The organism is Halomonas sp. KM-1 (assembly GCF_000246875.1).
GTDB classification, from domain to species: domain Bacteria; phylum Pseudomonadota; class Gammaproteobacteria; order Pseudomonadales; family Halomonadaceae; genus Halomonas; species Halomonas aerodenitrificans.
In genome coordinates, this window is sequence record NZ_BAEU01000138.1 from 20,944 (window position 1) to 39,852 (window position 18,909).

Below are 18,909 nucleotides of genomic sequence, written 5' to 3' on the forward strand. Positions count from 1 at the left end.
GCCTCGAACCAGCAGCCTCTCAAGGGTGGACGCTGCGTCTTAACCTCTCATGCCTGCGCATCACCGCCCAACACACCACGCAGAAGCCCAGGTAGCCACTCAGCCCCCGCACATCGCGCAGCATCGATTGCGTGAGGCCAAAATCGATGAAGGCGACCGGCACCATCATGCCCGCCGCCGCCAGCACGCGCACGCCTGGGCTCCCGCCGTCGACCAAACGGCGCCAGAACAGACTCAGCGGCACCATATAAAAAGCCAATAACACCCCAAGCCCCACCAGGCCGCGGCGAGCCGCCGTGTCGATGATGTCGCTGTGCAATTGGTCGTAACGGCTGATACCCGGGTGCAAGCCGGCCTCCGCCACCAGCGCATCACGCTGGTGCTGTACCTGACCTTCTCCCCAGCCCAGTACAGGCTTTTCGAGAAACATCAGGCCACCCGCGCGCCACATTTCCAGGCGCAACCCCACCGAGGACCCCCGCTCTTCTCCGACGGCGTACTGCATCAGGTTGCTGTGAGCCAGAGCGACACGGTCTCTCACGCCGGTTTGAGGTGCCCACGCTGCGGCAACCAGCAGGATCATCAAGGCGGCCACCGCCAGGTGCAACGGGCGTGACGGCAACACATCACGCGCGGCACGGTAGGCCAAAAGCAGCAGCAGCGGCGCCGCTATCCAGCCGCCGCGGGTACCGGAGAGCAGCGAGCCCAGCATGCCGGCCATGGCCGCCAGCAGAGTAAGCGCAAGCAACGCCGGACGTCGCACACTGCCGGAGCGAACGCACCATAGCGCGCCGAGCAACGATAGCCCACCGAGCAGCAAGGAGAGATTGCCAAAAGGGATGGCGTTCATATCGTTGCTGGCGCGTGCCTTGTCCAGCACCAGCCGCTCGTAGAGCGCTATGCTTCCCGCACCCAGGGCACCGCACGACACCGCCAGCCACAGCAGCCTTGGCCCCGGCGTGAAAATACGCAGCGCCATCAGTAAAGCCGCGGCCAGCATCGGCCAAAGCGGAAGAAAAATGCCTTGATTGCCCTCGCCCACGGGCCATTCGCCGCTACGCCACACGTCCAGGCACCACAGCGCACCATAGCTGAACAGCGCTAGCAGCATGAAGGCATCGTCGCGGTCGAGCGCACCCTCGCCTTGCACACGGGGCGCATAGATCAGCAAGGCGGGAAGTAGCGTGGCGGCAGCCAACAGAGGAATGATCGCATAGGCCCAAGGCACCACCACCAGCAGCGCGATGAAGGCGAAGGCCCACAGGCTTGCCAGCGTTTGCATCCTTGTGCGCAGGCCGCCACGCCCCGCGGCCAGCTCGTTGCGGGGCGACTGCACGTACCACCGCTGCTCCCTGCTTTTCGTCATCGACTCTCACGTAACCACTAGGCTGGTGGAGCGTCAGTATAACATGTCGAATCGGCCGGGCCGGCATAGCCACAGTGTAAGCGGCATCGAAATCGTGCCGGGGCAAGAGCACCAGCCTCCACGAAAGACGAATGCCACGCTCGGACCATTGAGCACCTAGCGGGGCTCTGAAAACCACAGCAGCATTTCGAAGAAATAGCAACCGGCAGACGTCAAATAAGACCACGCCCGAAACGATGTACCATAGTCATCTTTGGGGCAATAATCTCGTCTCCAGCAGCCGGATAGTGGGAATGAATGCGGAGAAACGGGCTCTTCAGGGGGTGAGCAACGACGGAAGGCAATTGGATGAAAGTATCGCTTCCCTAAGATAAACTAACATGCTAATTTAAAATATAAATATTAACGAATTCAAAGCAGAGCCAGCTCTAGCTGGCCGAACAGTACGCAAGGGACGACATAGCAAGTGCAAGGAAATCCTTCACCAGAGCCTGACACCTTTGCGCTGTCAGTCTGGCGCTCTTCCTATGACTCCTGGCAGTTCACTCGACTGCGATCTCATCGCAGAAGGCCAAGTCAAGGAGAGAGAGAGGCGTGCCCGCAATTCTTCTGCATAGCGGAAAAACCGAGCAATTCCGAGCCTTAGGCGAAACGGGTCAACCGGTCTATCATTCCGCGCTTCAGCTCCGCAAGGTGATCTCACGTCGGTTACCAGGCAAAGAGCGACACTTGGCTATCCCTCAACGTGACCAGCAGGGCGAGGGTGCCGACTGGTACAGCGACATCGAAGGCGATGTCATTCCTTGGAGCAGTGCCACCGAAGGGGAGCGAGAAGACGCACGCATTCAATTGGAGGCCTTCCGGCAGGATATCATTGCGCTTCGCCACTCTCCTCATGAGGGACAAAGCGGCGACCATGAAGTATTCAACCGGCTAGTGAAATGGGTGTGCCACTTCCCAGACGAAGGTTTCGTCTATCTCGTCAACGGCACCCCAGTGCTCACTTTCTGGGGGTTTATCCACCCGGATGCCGACCGGCACGCCAATCCCCTGCTCTGCCTCTACCCCTCGGCTCTCCCCGAGGAGACTGCGCCGCCCCCCCTATCAGCACCAATCGCCCCACTTGACACAGCCTTGGAGCCAGAACCTCGCCCCGCCCCCGTGGCGTCGGTCCGCCCTTGGTGGCGTCGATGGTGGTGGCTGCTACCGCTGCTTTTGGGGCTGTTGCTGTTGCTATTGTTATTCGGACTCAGGGCTTGCTCCTCGCCAGGCGCACCGACGCTTGCTACTCCCTCTCTGGACGCCCGCACCCCAGACGCCACGCTCCCTCGGATGCAGCATGGTTGGGACTTCTGGCCATTCAATAGCTTGAGTGGTGGCTCATTGCCGGGTCAACGCCTGACGGCCCCCAATCCGACCTCTTCTGGTCTGGACGGCGACCCAACGCTACCCGCCATCGGTGGCCGCACTCCCGCCCTTGGCACACCCGGCCTGCCCTCTCCAGAGTCGAGCATGCCTGACGACTCCACCCTCGGTGTCGACCTCCAGGCCTCAGCCGATCAAAGAGTGGCTCCCTTCGCCGAAGGGCTCCCCCTCGTCGGCGATATGCCGACTCCGCCAGCACTGCCGGATGGCTTCATCCCCCCCACCCTGGAGCCGCTGACCCTGCCGGCCAACGCCCCCGATGGTACGGCCGATTTCCTCAACGGTAACTGGCGAGGCGCAGGTGTGATGGATAGCCAGACCGGTCGTCCCCTGCAGGTGACCTACACCTTCGAGCAGGGCAACGGTGCCATGTACATACAGCGCGGTGGCAGCTCAGGGATGACCTGTGCAGGACCGGTATCCGCCACCATGCAGGACGGTAATTTGCAGGTGGAAGGTCAAGAAAGGGCCCGCTGCGAGGACGGCAGTCACTACGAAATGCCTCGAGTGCAATGCCACCAGGCCGATGGTGAAACGGCCACCTGCGCGGCCAGCTATGACGACGAACCTTTCCCCATGCAGTTACGGAAAGCCAGCTAACAGGACGGTTAACCGATCATGTTGCCAGAAATCATCAAGTTCGAAGAGGTGGCCACTCTGGTCAGTCACTCCGGCGTCCAATTCATGGACTTCGGCCTGACGCTCGACCCGCGCCGTGAATCCGCGGGCGAATTCAAGTACCTGGCCAATACCGACAAGATGCTGACCCGTCTGCTGGTCAACCAGGAGAACGGTGAGCTGTTTCATGTCATCGAAAGGGATGGCGCCAAGGACAAGATCGAGACGGTCCGAGAGTCGGACTTCGACGTGCCCATGGCGACAAGCCTCGAGCAGCTGAACGGCGCCTGGCTACCCGTTCCATTCCTGCGCTTCCGTCCGCCGGGCAAGTTCGACGAAGGCCCGGCCAACTGGGCACGCATGCGCCTGGTGGCGCTCAAAGAGCCGGATCTCGACGGCCACACTCACCGCCTGACCCTGGCCTTCGACACCCGCACCCTGCCGCGCCGTGACAACACGACCTATCTCTGTCCCACCGATGACGACATCAGTGCCGGAGCCAACTTCCGTCTGGCCACCATGACCATCGATATGAAATGGTTTATGGACCAGCCTTGGGTGAAGGAATGGCTTGAGGAACTATTTCGCGAGGCCAACCCTGGGCTGGACAGCCAGGAGATGGATGAAGCCCTGGGCGAACGCCTGCATCTCGCCCACTACCTCAATATGCTGAGCCTGCTGCACCGCCCCATTAAAGCGGAGCACCGCGACCCCGCCCCGCGGGTCGATATTCCAGATCTCAAGGTTATCGCCCAAAGCGAAGGGGCCATCCCTGTCGATCTGGTGCTGGACGTGGGCAATTCACGCACTTGCGGAATCCTGATCGAGGATCACGGCCAGTCTGGGATGGGGCTCAAGCACAACTATGTGCTCGAACTGCGAGATCTGGTCGACCCCGAGCGGGTCTATCGCGAACCCTTCGAGAGCCGAATCGAATTCTCCCAGACCTTCTTCGGCAAGGACCACCTTTCGGTCAAGAGCGGTCGCCCCGACGCCTTCCTGTGGCCGACCATCGCCCGGGTCGGTGACGAAGCGGGTCGTCTGGCCGGGCGCCGCCGCGGCACCGAGGGCTCCACCGGTCTTTCCAGTCCCAAACGCTACCTGTGGGACGAGGAGCTGTATCGCCACGGCTGGCGATTCAACAGCGCCTATGTACGAACCGATACCGAACCCCATGCCACCGCCGCCCCCTTTTCGCATCTGATCAACGAGCTGGGTGATGCACTGTACATTTTCAATGATGAAGATGACCAGATGCCGGTCTTCAAGCCGCACTACTCGCGCAGCTCGCTGATGACCTTCATGCTGGCCGAGGTGCTGGCCCAGGCCTTGATGCAGACCAACAGCCCCTCCCAGCGCGTGCGTCAGGGGCATACCAACCGTCCGCGCCAGTTACGCTCTATCACCCTCACGGTGCCGCCGGCCATGCCCCAGGCGGAGCGCAGCCTGCTGGTTTCTCGCCTGGAGCAGGCTGTGGCCTTGGTATGGAAGAGCCTCGGTTGGCACAACGACGTCGAGGAGAGCAACCCATTCCAAGCCACCGACGTTACGCTTCGTGTACCCATGCCGAAGCTACGTGTGGAGTGGGACGAAGCTTCCTGCGGCCAGCTGGTCTATCTCTACACAGAGGTGAAGGAGAACTTCGCCGGCCACCCTGAAGAGTTTTTCGCCACCCTGGCCCGCTCCGGCAAATCGGACCGGGAACGCATCACTCTCGGCACCATCGATATCGGCGGTGGCACCACCGACTTGGTGATCACCGATTACCACCTGGAACGCAACGGCAGCGGTAGCAGCGGCAGCAATGTCTTCGTGGTACCGGAGCAGCGATTCCGAGATGGCTTCCGGGTTGCCGGTGACGACATTCTGCTCGATATCATCCAGCTCTTCATCCTTCCCAGCTTCGAGGAGGCGCTCAAGCAGGCAGGCGTGGCTTCCCCTGACGCCATGATGTCGCGACTCTGCGGCCAGGAGGGGGCAAACGCTCAGGAACAGGTACTGCGCCAGCAGCTCAACCTGCAGGTCTTTACCCCATTGGGGCTGGCCCTGCTGGAAGCCTACGAGGCGTTCAATCCCGAATTGCCCTGCGGGCCGGAAACCCTCAGCTACGGCGAGCGCCTTGGCGATCAAGCGATCAGTGACTCCGTGCGTCGCTATGTGGAGAGCGCCCTGCGACGCGAACTTGGCGGTGATATCGACTTCGATCTACTCAGCATTCCTCTCACGGTCAATCTGCTGGAGGTACATCGCGCCTTCCTCAAGGATCGCTTCAACATCTGCAAGACTCTAGCCTCACTCTGCGAGGTGGTGTTCCTCTACCAGTGCGATACCCTGCTGATCACCGGCAGACCTTCCCGCCTGCCGGGCATCCAGGCTTACCTGCGTAAGATGCTGCCACTGCCACCGGGACGCATCCTGCCGCTCCAGGGTTACCGCACCGGTAGCTGGTACCCCTTCCATCGCAACGGCCGCATCGACGATCCCAAGAGCACCGCCTCGGTGGGCGCTATGCTCTGCCTGCTCTGTGCGCAGAGGAATCTCTCCAACTTCTTCTTCCGCGCCGCGGCCCTGCGCCCCTACTCGACCGTCCGGCACATCGGCCTGATCGATAACAACAACACCATTCCCGATGCCGATGTGACCTATCGCGACATCGCGACCAACGAGGACGGGACCGCCATCCAGTTGGAAAACGAGCATGGCCACACACCTGCCATCGAGATGCGTGGGCCACTACGTATCGGTTTTCGCCAGTTGGCCGCGCAGCGTTGGCCTGCCTCACCGCTCTATACGCTGGGCCTAACGCCGCGCGGGACGGAAACACTATCAGCCGCAGAGGCCCAGGCAGAGAAGTTTGGCGACCCCTTACCCGTACTGAGAGTGCAGCTTAAGGCGGTCGATGAATCGACAAAAAGGGCATCAGGAAAAGCAGCCAAAGGCCAGATTGTGCCCAGTGACCGGCTGGAAGTCATGAATGCCGAACTGAGTAATGGTCGGGAGTTTCGACTCAAGGACCTCATTCTTCAACTCAACACTCTCAGCGATGCTGGGCTTGGCGATACCAACTATTGGCTGGACAGCGGGAGCGTGAAGCGGACATGAACCAGTTGACACCCGAACAGCAGCGACTCAGCGAAGGCTGGCAGGCCTTTCATGATGGCGCCGGCGAGGCGATCGAGTGGATCGAGGCGGTGCGCGGTAATGCCCCCAACCTAGACAGCGAAGCCGACCAGCTGAGCCTCGAGTTCTACCGTGCCCGTAACCTGGCACGAAGCCTGTCCCGGGCCGCCACCACACCGATGACGGTAGGCTTCTTCGGCCTCTCCCAGGCGGGCAAGTCCTACCTCATCTCGGCACTGGCTGCCGGGGAGAACGGCAAGCTGGAGACCCAGTACGGCCCGGCACGTTTGGACTTCATCGAGCACGTCAACCCGGTCGGCGGCGGCAAGGAGGCCACCGGTCTGGTCACCCGCTTCAGCCGTACCGCCAGCTCTGGCCCCGCGGAGTTCCCGGTCGAGCTCAAGCTGTTCAGCGAGATCGAGGTTGCCAAGGTCCTGGCCAACGCCTGGTTCAACGACTTCGACCACGAGCGCGAGGACGCCTACGAAATCGACGAGAAGAAGGTGGCCGCGATGCTGGCGCCTCACGAGGGTGAACTCGGCGATGCCCTGCAGCCGGGCGTCACGCCGGAGGGTGTCGTCGAGCTGTGGGACTACCTGCAGGAGAGCTTCCCCAAGTCGGTCAGCAAGCTCAACGCCCGCTACTGGCCAAGGGTTGTCCAGCTGGCACCGCGCCTCAACAGCCATCAGCGTGCAACGCTGTTCTCCATCCTGTGGGGCGAGCAGGACGGGCTGACCAAGCTCTATCAGCAACTGGCCCAATCATTGGCCGCCCTGGGGCATGCGCCACGAGTCTATGCCCCGCTGCGCTGCTTGGTAGTGCGCGATAGTGACGGCTTCAGCCAGCGCGACAGCATCATGAACGTGGACATCCTCGAGCGACTGGGTACCGCCCAGGACCAGCCGCTGGATGTCTGTCCCGCCAGCGGAGACGAGCTTGGCGCACCTGTCAGCTTGCCGGTGGCTCAGCTCGCCGCCCTTACCGCCGAGCTGACCTTTCCGCTGGTGGAGCCCACCCGGGATCCGCGCGTCGAACGCGTCGACCTGCTCGATTTCCCCGGCTACCGTGGCCGCCTAAACCTCAGCCAGATCGGTGAGCCCGGTAGTCAGGATGGGCTCTCCCAGCTGTTGCTGCGTGGCAAGGTCGCCTATCTCTTCGAGCGCTATACCGACAGCCAGGAGATGAACGGCCTGGTGGTCTGCACCAGCGCCAGCAAGCAGAGCGACGTTACCAGCGTGGGGCCGGTGCTGACCCGCTGGATCGAGAAGACCCAGGGTAAAACAGCCGAGGAACGAGGCAGCCGTGACCCGGGGTTGATCTGGGCGCTGACCATGTTCGACTTACGCATCAATGGAAGCCTGCAACAACCCGACGGCCAATTGCGCGAGGGCTGGGAAGGTTTGATCAAGATGACCATGCTGGAGCGCTTCAGCGCCTACGACTGGATGCAGGAGTGGTCGCCGGCCCAAGCCTTCAACAATACCTTCCTGGTACGCAAGCCGCGGCTGCCGGTGCCCTTCCTGGTCAGCGAACAGGGCCGCGAGGTCGCCATCCACGACGATGCCGCTGACGCCCTGGCGCGCATGCAGGCCACCTTCGTCGAGAGCCCGTCGGTACTGAAGCACGTCGGGCAGCCCGCAGAAGCCTGGCAGGCCATGCTGGCCCTGGACGATGGTGGCATGGCACGTATCGGCGACTATCTAGGGCGCATTGCCGGGCTCGAATACAAGCTGGACCGCATTGAAAGCCAGTTGGAAGAGACACAACGCCGAGTGGTAACAGAGCGTCTGGCTAAGTGGCACTTCGGCGACACCACCAGAGAAGTTAAAGAGAAGCGCGAGATCGCAACACGCTTCTGGAAAGAGCTTCAAACGCGCCTGCCGTCCTTGGGGGAATTGCAGTATCACCTCGAGCTCACCGATGAACTGGTGCGCGACCTCTACCTCAGCGACAGCGAAGACAGTCTCTTGCCTGAGACCAACAACGATGAAGAGGCGGTCGCCACCGACGATGCCGGACTATATGGCAGCAGCGGGTTTGGCCTGGAAGGTGGTTTTGGCGACCTGCCCTTTGGCGACGACTCCGCCGAGGCCTCGGCTTCCGCCGCTGCTCAACCAGAAGCACCAGTACTGCAGAGCGCCGATCATCGTTTTTCTCGCGCCGTCTACAACGCCTGGGTCGGGCATATCCGTGAACTGCCCCAGCGCCATGGCCTACTGAGAATGCTTGGCCTCGACCGCGAGCTGGTGAAACTGCTTGGCGATGAGCTGATCACCGGAGCCAGCAGAAAGAAGGTTCAGGAAAAGCTTCATGAGGCCTTGCTGCAGCGGATACAGAGCGGCGCCCGTCGCGATCGCCTGGTGTCGCGCCAGGTGCTGGCTGCCCAGCTGGTGCTGCGCGACTTCATCGCCTGGCTCGGCTTCCACTACAGCCCGATCGAGCAGCGCCCCAATAGCTTAGTCGGTGCCAAGACTCACCTGTTCGGCTACGAGCGCCAGCAAATAGACAATGACAACCTGCCACAGTTGCCAGACCAGCCGGTCAACCAGGCAGTGGTCTATCTGGGCGACTGGCTGTCTGGGCTTTGCCTGATGACCCAGGAAAACGCCGGCCACAACGACGCGCAAGAAATCACCATCGAACAGAACGAGCGTCTTGGCAACGTGTTGGCGATGTTTGCCATAAGGAAGAAGGCCCATGCGTAAGGTAGAACTCAAACCGCTAGAGTCCAACCAGCCTGGCCATGGCCAGCTAGTCCTCCTCGGCTGGAAGGGAGAGAACGAGGGACTCTCGCTCGATATTCAGCGTAATCAGGATGAACACTTCCTACAGGAAGATGGGCTGTGGCGCAGCAATACCTTCAAGTTCCACCTGCCGACGTTGCAACCGGGGGCGGACGAAAGCCTGACGGCCGTCGTGGACGACACGATCGTCGACCCACTCCTGGAAAACCCTCACGCTACCTACATGGTCAGACTCTACGGACCGGACGGTGCACAGGTCGGCAGAGCACGCCTGCGTATCGGCCAGGGTTTGATGTCCTCGGGTGCCAGCGGAACCGCTCCCGATTACAAGGCCAGCGCTACGCTCGATACACCCCAGGCCCCGCCTGCGAACCCCGAACCACAACCGGAACCTGTAACGGTTCCTGACGCTGCGTCGGCCATCGAAGCGCCTGCCACCTCTCACGAGGCCGTGCCCGAGCCCGCTCCGGCACGGCCCGAATCAGCACCGGCGCCGGCCGGTAAGAGCAAGCGCTGGCTGTGGATCCTGCTCGCCGTGGCCATTCTGGCCGCCATCATCGGAGCTGCCGCCTGGTTCGGATTGGCCATGCGCGGCCAGGAGCCCCTCGCCGCCGCTGACGAGACTACGGTTGACGAGACTACGGTTGACGAGAGCCTGGTTGAAGGTGAAGCCACACCTCAGGAAGAGCCCCTGCTCGAGGAAACCGGCGAAGAGAACCTCTCCGAAACAGCAGCGCCCGAGGAACCTGCACCGACCCAGGCTGCTGCAACGGCCGGCCCCTGCTCACTTCAGCGTATGGAGGAGATGGGTGAATTGGAGTTCATCCATGTCTGCACCAGCGCCGGAAGTGAGGCCGGCAACATGATGGCAGTGATCGGCGAGGCCCGGGACAACGCCCACTGCGGTATCGCACGCCGCCTCTACGCCCACCAGGCAATCAGCGGCGATGTTGCCGCTGCTTTGGCTTATGCCCGGGAGTTCGACCCGGCCCAGCACGCACCCAGCGCCTGCTTCCCGGTAGCAGACACGGAAACGGCGATTTTCTGGTACGACTTAGCTCTCAGCCACGATCCCGACAATGCCGAGGCCAGCCAGCGCCTGGAGGAGCTGCAGTGATGATCCTGCGTAAGAACCTGCTGAGCCTCGCCCTCGGTTTGCCGCTGGCGGCGAGCGCCACTCTGGCTTTCGCCGACGTGCGCCCGCTGCTTCAGGAGGGCAAGCAGACCCTTCATCAGCGTGTTCTGACCACTCCCGGCTGCCAGCTGGTGGAGCGGGCCGGCGAGCATGACGGCGAGCTGCAACCCACCTTCAGCCGCTTCTATGTGTATCAGCGTAGCGAAGACAACGGCGAAGTTTGGCTGGAAGTCGGCCCGGACAGCTACGGCAGCATCAGTGGCTGGCTGCCGGCAGCCTGCACCGTGGACTGGAAGATGCAACTCACGCTGGCCTTCACCAACCCTGCCAACCGTGGGCGACTGATCTTCTTCGAAGAGCGCGACGGCTTGATGACGATCTTCGATGACTTCGAGCCCTCAAGCCAGGTTGCCCCGCTGCGCGCCCAACTGCGTCGTGACGGTGAGGCACCGGGCATCGTTGCACAGGAGCCCGAATACTTCGTCGACCTGCACGAGCAGTTCTACCTCCTGCCGATTCTCGAAGGGGAAGAGATCATGACAGAGGCGGGCTTCATGACCCGCCTGCTACGGATTGCCTCGGTCAGCGAGGCGGACGAAAACGAGGTTGAAAACGCCCCAGACGACGTCTCCGCTCAGCTGCGCGAATTCAATGCCGGTGTGGTCTTCGTCATTGACTCCACCATCTCCATGGGCCCCTACATCGAGCGCACCCGTGAGGCCGTGGAGCGCATCTATCAGCGCATCGAACAAGAGGAGCTTACCGAGCGCGTTCGCTTCGGCCTGATCTCCTTCCGTGACAGCGTCGATCACGCCCCCGACATCGAATACGTGACGCGGATGTACGCCGACCCCAACGAGGTCGAGGACGGCAGCGACTTCATGGCCCAGGTGGCCGACCTGCGGGAGGCTCAGGCTTCCACCGTTGGCTGGGAAGAGGACGCTTATGCCGGCGTGATGCAAGCCATCGACGAAGTGGAGTGGAGCAACTTCGGTGCGCGCTACATCGTGCTAATCACCGACGCCAGCGCCATCGAGGGCGACAGTGAGCGTTCCTCCACTGGACTGGACGCGGATCAGGTACGCCTTGAGGCCGCCCGCCATGGTATCGCCGTTTACACGCTGCACCTGAAGACCCCTGCTGGAGAGCGGCGAGGCGACCACGCGGTAGCCGAAGGGCAGTACAGCAACCTTTCCACCTTTGCCGGCACCGGCACCTCGCTCTACTATCCGGTGGATACCGGCGATGTCGCTCTGTTCGGTCAGCGCGTCGATGCCTTGGCGGCGGCTATCACCGATCAGGTCCATGCTGCCTACCTGGGCGAAGAAGCCATCGGCAGTGCTCTACACGCTGAAGACGAGGCCGAAGAAGACCCCGGCGAGCAGCGTTTGCGCGACGAACTGGCGCTGATCGGCCACGCCATGCGCCTGGCTTATCTCGGCCAGACCACCGGCAGCCAGGCACCTCCGGTATTCGAGGCATGGATCAGCGACCGCGACCTGATCGCCCAGCACCTGCCCACCACTGAAGTGCGCGTCCTGCTCACCAAGGGCCAACTCAGCGACCTGAGCGACACTGTCGGCGAGATCCTCGACGCCGCCAACGCCGGCCTGATCTCCCCCACCGACATGTTCGATCGCCTGCGCTCCGTAGCCGCCGCCATGGGCGCCGACCCCAATCAACTGCAGCAGAGCGAGGGGCAGCGTCTCGGCGAGCTGGGCTTGATGGGGGAATATCTGGAGGAGCTGCCTTACCAGAGCGAAGTGCTCAATCTGGACGAAGAGACTTGGCTGAGCTGGGATGGCCTGCAACAGGAGCGCTTTATCCGTCGCCTGGCCACCAAACTGCGTCACTATCAGCGCTACAACGAAGACGTGGACCGCTGGGTGACCCTTGCCGAAGGCGCCGACCCGCGTGAGGACGTCTACCCCGTCCCACTGGAAATGATGCCCTGAGCCTATGCGAGCCGACCCTATGCTCTCGCTTAGAGAACTCAGCATCACACGCGGCCAGGGAGCAGCCGGCCATGCAGTGCACCTGCCCAGTTTGGAGCTCGCCACCGGCGAGGTCATGGCCGTGGTCGGCCCCAGCGGCTGCGGTAAGAGCACTCTACTGGAGGCCATCGGACTGTTACTGACCCCGACAGCGCTCGAACGCTTCACTCTGGGGTCTGAGCGCACCGACCTGACCGCACTGCTGCAAGCCCGTAACGAACGCGCCTTGGCCGAGATCCGCTCACGCGACCTGGGCTTCCTGTTGCAGAGCGGCGGCCTGCTGCCTTTCCTGAGCGTGCGCGACAACATCGCCCTGCCACGCCGCCTGCTGGGGATGCCGGTACACAGCGAGCGGGTAGCCCACGCCTGCGATGTTCTGGGCCTGGAGCCCCTGCTCGACAAGCGCCCCGGAGCGCTGTCGATCGGCGAGCGCCAGCGCACCGCCTTCGTACGTGCCATGGCCCATGAGCCCCGCCTGCTGCTGGCCGATGAGCCCACCGCCGCCCTGGACCCACAAGCCGGTGAACGGCTCTTCGGACTGATCGTCTCGCTGGTTCAGGAGCTGCAGATGGCCGCCCTGGTGGTCTCCCACGATTTGGCCCTGGTTACCCATTTCCAGTTGCCACGGCTGGCTGCCACCCTGACGCCGGGAGGATGTCGCTTTGCGCCGGACACCTAACCGAGCCTCGCTGGCAAACCGTACTCGCCTGGTCTTGCGCCTGGCGCTGCAGGACCTCTGGCACGATCGCTACGTCTCACTATGTATCGCCGCCGCCTTGGTAGCGGTGATCGCCCCCTTGCTGCTGCTGTTCGGTCTCAAGCACGGCGTGGTCAGCCAACTGCAGCGCGAGCTGCTTGACGACCCGCGCAACCTGGAAGTACGCATGCTGACCAGCGGCAGCTACGACGAGGCCTGGCTGGAGGAGATACGCGCCTTGCCCGGAGTCGGCTTCGCCATTGGCCAGACCCGCTCGTTGAATACCCAGGCAGACCTGCTGCGCGACCGTCAGCACTTCCTCGAAGGGATCGAGCTGATCCCCTCGGCCGCGGGCGACCCCCTGTTGGGCGAATCCGCCTTGGTTCCGGTCGGCAGCGGCGTGGTGCTCAGTGAACCCGCCGCACGCAGGTTGGAAGCAGTCGCGGGTGAGCGACTGACCCTGGCGGCCAGCCGTCGCCTCGACGGCCAGGCCGAGCGCGGTCGTCTTGAGGTCAGCGTACTGGACGTACTGCCGGCGGCGCGTTTCCCCCGCCCTGCGGCTTTTGTCGAGCTACCGCTGCTGATCGAGTTGGAGCGCTTTCGCGATGGCCACCCCAGCCCGCTGTTGGGTGTCGTGAGCGGCACCCAGCGAGACGACTATCCGGTACGCTTTGCCCGCGCGCGCATCTTCGCCAGCGACGGCGACGCAGTGGCCGGTGTCGTGCAGGCACTGGAGGCTCAGCGCATCGACACCGCCAGCCGGCTGGCAGAAATCGAAAGCGTGCGTGCCATCAACCGTGTACTCGGGCTCATCTTCGGGGTGATCGCCGCCGCCGCACTGATCGGCTGTCTCGCCTCCATGGCCGGCGCCTTCATGGCCAATATCGACCGCAAGCGACGCGAGTATGCCGTGTTGCGACTGCTGGGATTCCACAAGCATGCAGTCGCTGCCTTTGTCACCGCCCAGGTTGGCCTGCTCACCCTGATCGCCTTCGCCGCTGGGCTTGCGCTGTTTGCGCTGGGTTCCGCGCTCTTCAACCGTGCCCTGGCCACCAGCCATTTGGCGGCTGGCGTCGTCAGCCATATCACCGTCACCCATGCCTTGATCGCCCTGGCCCTGACCCTGGTCGTCGCCCTCGCGGTGGCCGCCATCGGCGTCGCTCGGGCCTTCGGCATCCAGCCCGCGGAGAGTCTACGTGAAGCCTGAATGCTATTTCATCGTGCCGTCTGTCGCACTGGCCGCCTGCCTGGGCCTGGCAGCGACTGCCAATGCCGAAGAGCCGTGGCCCGAGCGCCTTTACAATCCCGCGCCGCTGGATGACGACGTGATCCTGCCACTGCCCTGCAACGGCGCCATGGCGTTTCGGCAGGTGCACGTACCCGCCAGCGCCCCGCTGGATGACTTTCCGGTGCATGTCGGCCAAGACGGCACTGGCTGGGGCTATGTAGAGCAGAGCCGTCCCGCCTTCATTTCCGGCAGCTTCAGCAGCGAAGACGGCGGCTCATCGCGCCACTACCTGCTGGCCAAATATGAGCTGACTGAACTGCAGTACGAGGCACTCATGGCCGACGAATGCCCCGCACCTTCCAATCGCAAGCGCCTGCCCCAGGTAGGGCTCAGCTGGTTCGACGCCATGCAGCTCAGCGATGCCTACAACCTGTGGCTGCGAGAACAGGCCCCGGAGACACTGCCCATGGAGGATGGTGCGCAGGGCTTCATGCGCCTTCCCACCGAGGTCGAATGGGAGTTTGCCGCTCGCGGCGGCCTCGAGGTCAGCTCCGCCGAGTACCGCGATACCCGCTACCCCATGCCAGAAGGGATCAATGGCCATGAATGGTTCGCCGGAGCACAGTCCTCCAATGGGCAGCTTCAGTTGGCGGGTCTGCTCGCACCCAACCCCTTGGGGCTGCACGACATGTTGGGCAATGCCGCGGAGATGATGTTCGAGCCCTTCCGACTCAACAAGTTGGACCGCCAGCACGGTCAAGCCGGTGGCTTCGTGGTACGCGGCGGCAGCTACCTCACACCTCGTGAGGACCTGCGCAGCGCCCTGCGTGGCGAAGAACCCTACTATGCCTCGAATAACACAAGCAGCAGCGCAGGACATAACCGCGGCCGCGCTACCGGCCTGCGCCTGGCGCTGGTCGCCCCTACCCTCACTTCCCGCGAGCGCATCGCCGCCATCGAGGAGAACTGGGCGGCGCTGGGCTTGGGCGAGAACGAGCTCGACGGTTCGCCGGGCACGGTGGTACAGCTGGCCGAGCTGGCTTCCGGCATAGAGGACGACGCCCTACAGGAACAACTGCAGACGCTTGAGCGCCAACTGCGCGCCAGCAACCAGCGCCAGGAGGAAGCCCGCAACCAAGCCATCCGCGCCAGCCTCAATCTAGGTGCCTTCCTGTGCACCAAACTCGAGGATGACGGTGTCTTCTTCGACTTCCTGGCCGACAACTACCGCCTCAACTGTGAAGGCGACAACCCGGATGCCAGTTGCGCCATGCGCGAGGCGCGGCTGACCGAGCAGGAGCAGCGCCTGCAAGGGTTGAGTCGCTACTACGCCAGCAGCCTAGTGGAATCGGCCACTCTCTACGGCAGCGAGCCTATCGCTCAACAGGTCGAGGTATTCAGCGAGATTCTCGCACGCAACCCGCAGTTGAACGGGCTCGGCCCCTATCTACAGACCTACTGGCAGCATCAACTCCATTACCTGGAGAACCAGCGCATCACTGCCGAGGCCTGGCTGGAAAGCTGTAAGGCCATGGCAGAGCAATAACCACTAACACTAACCCGTACGCAAGGGAACGACACCAATGACACTCACTCTTTCGGCCTCCTTCAAGAAGCTGCTGATCGGCTCTGCCGTGGCCGGCACCCTTTTCCTCACCGGCTGCGCCAGCACCGGCAGCACCATGCTGGGCAATAGCAACGGCAATACCAACGCGGACCCGCGCCTGACCCAGGGCAACGACGCCCAGTTCTTCAGCAAGTCCGGCTTCCAGGCCTGTGCCGCCGGTGCTGCGGTAGGCGTTGCCACCTGCATGCTCAGTGGCACCAGCAATCGTGGACAGTGCGCCGTCATCGCGGGTCTGGCTGCCTGTGGTGTGGCCATGGGCGCCAACTTCTATCTGGATCAGCGCCGCAGCGAATACGCCTCCACCACCCAGCGCCTCGAGGTCATGAGCCAAGATATTCAGGCAGACACTCAACGAGTCATCGCGCGGACAGAGACCGCCCGCCAGGTCATGGCCGACGACCGTGCCCGTATCGAGCGCCTCGAGACCGAGATTACCGAGCAGCGTGTCAACCAGGAAGAGGCCCAGCGCGAACTGGCCGCCATCGACGGCAATATCGATATCCTGCGTCGCGATCTGCGCAACATGCAGCGTACCGTATCGGAATACGAAGAAGTGGCACAACTGGAACGCAAGGATGCCAGCCCCGCAGAACTGAGCAAGGTCGAGCAGGAAATCGACACGATGAACCAGCAGGTGCTGGCCCTGCAGCAGGAAGTCGACGACCTCTACAGCATGCGTTCCGCCATTACCCTGGGCTAAGGAGAGCCACATGAAGATCCGCCTTCTCGCCGCCGCCGGTGGCTTGGCACTGCTCGCCGGCTGCGCCACCACGCCCGAGGCCTGCGACCCTTACAATCGCGACGCCAGCCTAGTCGCCAAGCTCTCCTGCGATGCCGGCGGCGGCTATCGCGCCCGCATCGATGCCGGTGAACAGCAGGTCGAACTCGATCAGGAGGAGAACGCCCTGTTTCGTGAGATCCACCGCCAGATCTCCGAACAGCAGCGTGCCACACGCAGTGAGTTGCGCATCACCAACCAGCAGCACCACGAACTCGAGCGCAACGTTCAGGCGCTCGTGACCCGCCTGCAGCGCCGCTCCCAGGATCATCTGGGGCTTCAGCATCAGCTTAACGATCTGGAACGACAGATGGCCGCCGACCCCGGCCCCTCGGCCAGTGAAGCGGAAGCGCTCAGCGAGCGCCATGCCCACCTGGAAGCGCTGCAACAGCAGGTCGACCGCCTGCAGCAGAGCCTGGGTTACACGCCGTGATGCCAAGCGCTCGCCGCACTGCCAGAGAGGGCAATCATGCAGCGCCTGCTACGTGACGAGGGCTACGCCCTCGTCGACCCGGGGCTTCCGGCACGCCGCCAGGCACTGATCCACCGCCACTGTCCACCGAGCATTGGCAATCTCTTCGCCACGCCGCGGGTGGGGAGAGACGGCTGCCTGGAATGGTGGAGCGAGCTGCCTGGCCAGCCACAGCGAAGGGAGGCGCTTTCAGCTGCAGAGCAAACCCGGCTGGATGAGCGGCTGAACCAGCGCCTGGCGGCGCTGGCCAGCCTGGTCGAGGCGCTCGAGCTGCGCGGCGACCCGGCCGCCGGGGAGCTACGCGCCCTGCCTTCCCAACCCGCCGAGGGAGCTTGCTACTCGGTGGGTGGCGATCCGGTGCTGATCCGGTGGGTGCCCGTCAAAGCACTGGGAACGACGGCACCGGCTGCCTCGGCAATCAGCGCAGCGGCGACAATACCGCAGCCCGGCACCGCCACCCGAAAGCCGCGGCGGCGCTGGGTGGTGCCTGTAATGCTGCCGCTGCTGCTGGGCGGCCTGGCGCTGCTCGGTCTGTGGCTTGCGTTGTACCATGGGAAACGATTCCCGCTGACTTGGCCGCAAACGCAGAGTCAAATCGGCCCCCTCACCACCGCAGAGACCGCCACGCCACCACGGGAGTTCATTGCCGTTGAAGGTACTGGGGCTGAGCCGCTGTTAGGAACCGGCGACGTCCAGGTCACCCTGCGCTGGAACAGCCGCGATGATCTGGATCTAGCGGTCACCGACCCCAGCGGAGACACTGTCTTTTTTAACAACGTCTCCACTTATTCCGGCGGTCAGCTCGATGTGGACTCCAACGCCGGCTGTATATCCAGCCTGCAAAACCCGGTGGAAAACATCTTTTGGGATGCCGGCACTGCCCCCGAGGGAGCGTACATGGCCACCGTTTCTCTGTTTCGACGCTGTAACGGCAACTCCAGCCCCATCCCCTATGAACTCTCCATCACCATTGACGGAAACACGGAAACCCGAACGGGAACGGTCAGCGACCTAACCCCGAGACAATCCATCGAGTTTGTCTTTCCCTAGGAAGCTCACTCTGGTGTCACGACAATCCAACCGACGTAAACATTAGCATTCGAGGAAAAGACATGTCTCAACTCAAGAACGATATTGCCACCGCCATCATTCCTGCCGCTATCAGTGCCCTGCTCATCTGCGTGGTGCGCTTCTTTGTCATTCCCTGGAGTATCTGGAAAGGTGCCGCGCTGCGCCTGGCCGACATGCGCAAGCAGGACGAAGCCCAGAAACTGGTCAGCAGTCGCTCCGAGTTCCCCGTCTTCGACTGGCTGCGCGCCGCCTGGGACGGCCTGATCTTCTTGTCCTGGTTTATCGGCGCCATATTGAGCCTGATGGCCTTCTTCGCTGTCGCGTTCAGCTACTTTGGTGGTTTCGTTTCCGGTCTTTCAGCGATGATCAGTACGCTTATCACGACATACTTCTCGGTCATCTTCATGTCGTTGGCCAAGGAGAGCCTGATCATTATCCTGTCGATTGCGCTCAACGTGGAGCGACTCGCCCAGAACAAGCGTACCTGAGCACTGCGTTAGCCTATTGCCGTCAAGCAGAGCTTTCCCAGTCCGGCCCCTAGCGGCCCTGGCCGGCTGAAAGAGTACCGGCACACTGCCCAAAGGCAGTGTCCCGGTCGATCTACGTGCCCACCGCGCTCACACGTACTATCCAT

At 62.8% G+C, this 18,909-nt stretch carries 13 protein-coding genes; 12 read left to right on the forward strand and 1 reads right to left on the reverse strand.

Going from position 1 to position 18,909, the window contains the following annotated elements; all coding sequences use genetic code 11:
* Positions 1 to 19 precede the first annotated feature (19 nt).
* Positions 20 to 1,366 (reverse strand): O-antigen ligase, encoded by a 1,347-nt coding sequence (locus B8115_RS16500; RefSeq protein ID WP_141638639.1) that lies wholly within the window; start codon positions 1,364 to 1,366, stop codon positions 20 to 22.
* A gap of 594 nt (positions 1,367 to 1,960) precedes the next feature.
* On the opposite strand from B8115_RS16500, the gene B8115_RS23970 reads away from it, so the two are divergent.
* The 12 genes from B8115_RS23970 (at position 1,961) to B8115_RS16565 (ending at position 18,763) form a co-directional block, all read left to right on the forward strand.
* Entirely contained in the window at positions 1,961 to 3,391 is a 1,431-nt protein-coding gene (locus tag B8115_RS23970) for an SrfA family protein (RefSeq protein WP_035591428.1), read from the forward strand.
* 18 nt (positions 3,392 to 3,409) lie between these two features.
* Entirely contained in the window at positions 3,410 to 6,511 is a 3,102-nt protein-coding gene (locus tag B8115_RS16515) for a virulence factor SrfB (RefSeq protein ID WP_010628942.1), read from the forward strand.
* The gene (locus B8115_RS16520; protein WP_010628943.1) at positions 6,508 to 9,234 is read left to right on the forward strand and encodes a putative virulence factor; all 2,727 of its coding nucleotides are present in this window, start codon (positions 6,508 to 6,510) and stop codon (positions 9,232 to 9,234) included. Before B8115_RS16515 ends, B8115_RS16520 begins: the two co-directional genes overlap by 4 nt.
* Positions 9,227 to 10,390, forward strand: a complete 1,164-nt coding sequence (locus tag B8115_RS16525; RefSeq protein WP_010628944.1) for a hypothetical protein — start codon at positions 9,227 to 9,229, stop codon at positions 10,388 to 10,390. Before B8115_RS16520 ends, B8115_RS16525 begins: the two co-directional genes overlap by 8 nt.
* On the forward strand, positions 10,390 to 12,363 hold the full coding sequence (locus B8115_RS16530; RefSeq protein WP_010628945.1) for a vWA domain-containing protein: 1,974 nt from the start codon (positions 10,390 to 10,392) through the stop codon (positions 12,361 to 12,363). The genes B8115_RS16525 and B8115_RS16530 overlap by 1 nt, the downstream gene beginning before the upstream one ends.
* Before the next feature lie 19 nt (positions 12,364 to 12,382).
* Complete coding sequence (locus B8115_RS16535) at positions 12,383 to 13,081, forward strand: ABC transporter ATP-binding protein (protein WP_026038183.1); 699 nt, start codon at positions 12,383 to 12,385, stop codon at positions 13,079 to 13,081.
* Positions 13,065 to 14,306, forward strand: a complete 1,242-nt coding sequence (locus B8115_RS16540; protein ID WP_010628947.1) for an ABC transporter permease — start codon at positions 13,065 to 13,067, stop codon at positions 14,304 to 14,306. Before B8115_RS16535 ends, B8115_RS16540 begins: the two co-directional genes overlap by 17 nt.
* A complete protein-coding gene (locus B8115_RS16545) occupies positions 14,296 to 15,873 on the forward strand; it encodes an SUMF1/EgtB/PvdO family nonheme iron enzyme (protein ID WP_010628948.1) in 1,578 nt (525 codons plus the stop codon). Before B8115_RS16540 ends, B8115_RS16545 begins: the two co-directional genes overlap by 11 nt.
* 37 nt (positions 15,874 to 15,910) lie before the next feature.
* On the forward strand, positions 15,911 to 16,654 hold the full coding sequence (locus tag B8115_RS16550; RefSeq protein ID WP_010628949.1) for a hypothetical protein: 744 nt from the start codon (positions 15,911 to 15,913) through the stop codon (positions 16,652 to 16,654).
* A gap of 10 nt (positions 16,655 to 16,664) precedes the next feature.
* Positions 16,665 to 17,165 (forward strand): hypothetical protein, encoded by a 501-nt coding sequence (locus tag B8115_RS16555; RefSeq protein WP_010628950.1) that lies wholly within the window; start codon positions 16,665 to 16,667, stop codon positions 17,163 to 17,165.
* Positions 17,166 to 17,201: 36 nt separating this feature from the next.
* Positions 17,202 to 18,254, forward strand: a complete 1,053-nt coding sequence (locus B8115_RS16560; RefSeq protein ID WP_010628951.1) for a lipoprotein — start codon at positions 17,202 to 17,204, stop codon at positions 18,252 to 18,254.
* 62 nt (positions 18,255 to 18,316) lie between these two features.
* Positions 18,317 to 18,763 (forward strand): hypothetical protein, encoded by a 447-nt coding sequence (locus tag B8115_RS16565; RefSeq protein ID WP_010628952.1) that lies wholly within the window; start codon positions 18,317 to 18,319, stop codon positions 18,761 to 18,763.
* Positions 18,764 to 18,909: the final 146 nt, after the last annotated feature.

Bases quoted from the DNA above. Each gene is read 5' to 3' on its own strand.
- B8115_RS16500 (WP_141638639.1), bottom strand. From the start codon at position 1,366: ATGACGAAAAGCAGGGAGCAGCGGTGGTACGTGCAGTCGCCCCGCAAC.
- B8115_RS16515 (WP_010628942.1), top strand. From the start codon at position 3,410: ATGTTGCCAGAAATCATCAAGTTCGAAGAGGTGGCCACTCTGGTCAGT.
- B8115_RS16520 (WP_010628943.1), top strand. From the start codon at position 6,508: ATGAACCAGTTGACACCCGAACAGCAGCGACTCAGCGAAGGCTGGCAG.
- B8115_RS16525 (WP_010628944.1), top strand. From the start codon at position 9,227: ATGCGTAAGGTAGAACTCAAACCGCTAGAGTCCAACCAGCCTGGCCAT.
- B8115_RS16530 (WP_010628945.1), top strand. From the start codon at position 10,390: ATGATCCTGCGTAAGAACCTGCTGAGCCTCGCCCTCGGTTTGCCGCTG.
- B8115_RS16535 (WP_026038183.1), top strand. From the start codon at position 12,383: ATGCTCTCGCTTAGAGAACTCAGCATCACACGCGGCCAGGGAGCAGCC.
- B8115_RS16550 (WP_010628949.1), top strand. From the start codon at position 15,911: ATGACACTCACTCTTTCGGCCTCCTTCAAGAAGCTGCTGATCGGCTCT.
- B8115_RS16555 (WP_010628950.1), top strand. From the start codon at position 16,665: ATGAAGATCCGCCTTCTCGCCGCCGCCGGTGGCTTGGCACTGCTCGCC.
- B8115_RS16560 (WP_010628951.1), top strand. From the start codon at position 17,202: ATGCAGCGCCTGCTACGTGACGAGGGCTACGCCCTCGTCGACCCGGGG.
- B8115_RS16565 (WP_010628952.1), top strand. From the start codon at position 18,317: ATGTCTCAACTCAAGAACGATATTGCCACCGCCATCATTCCTGCCGCT.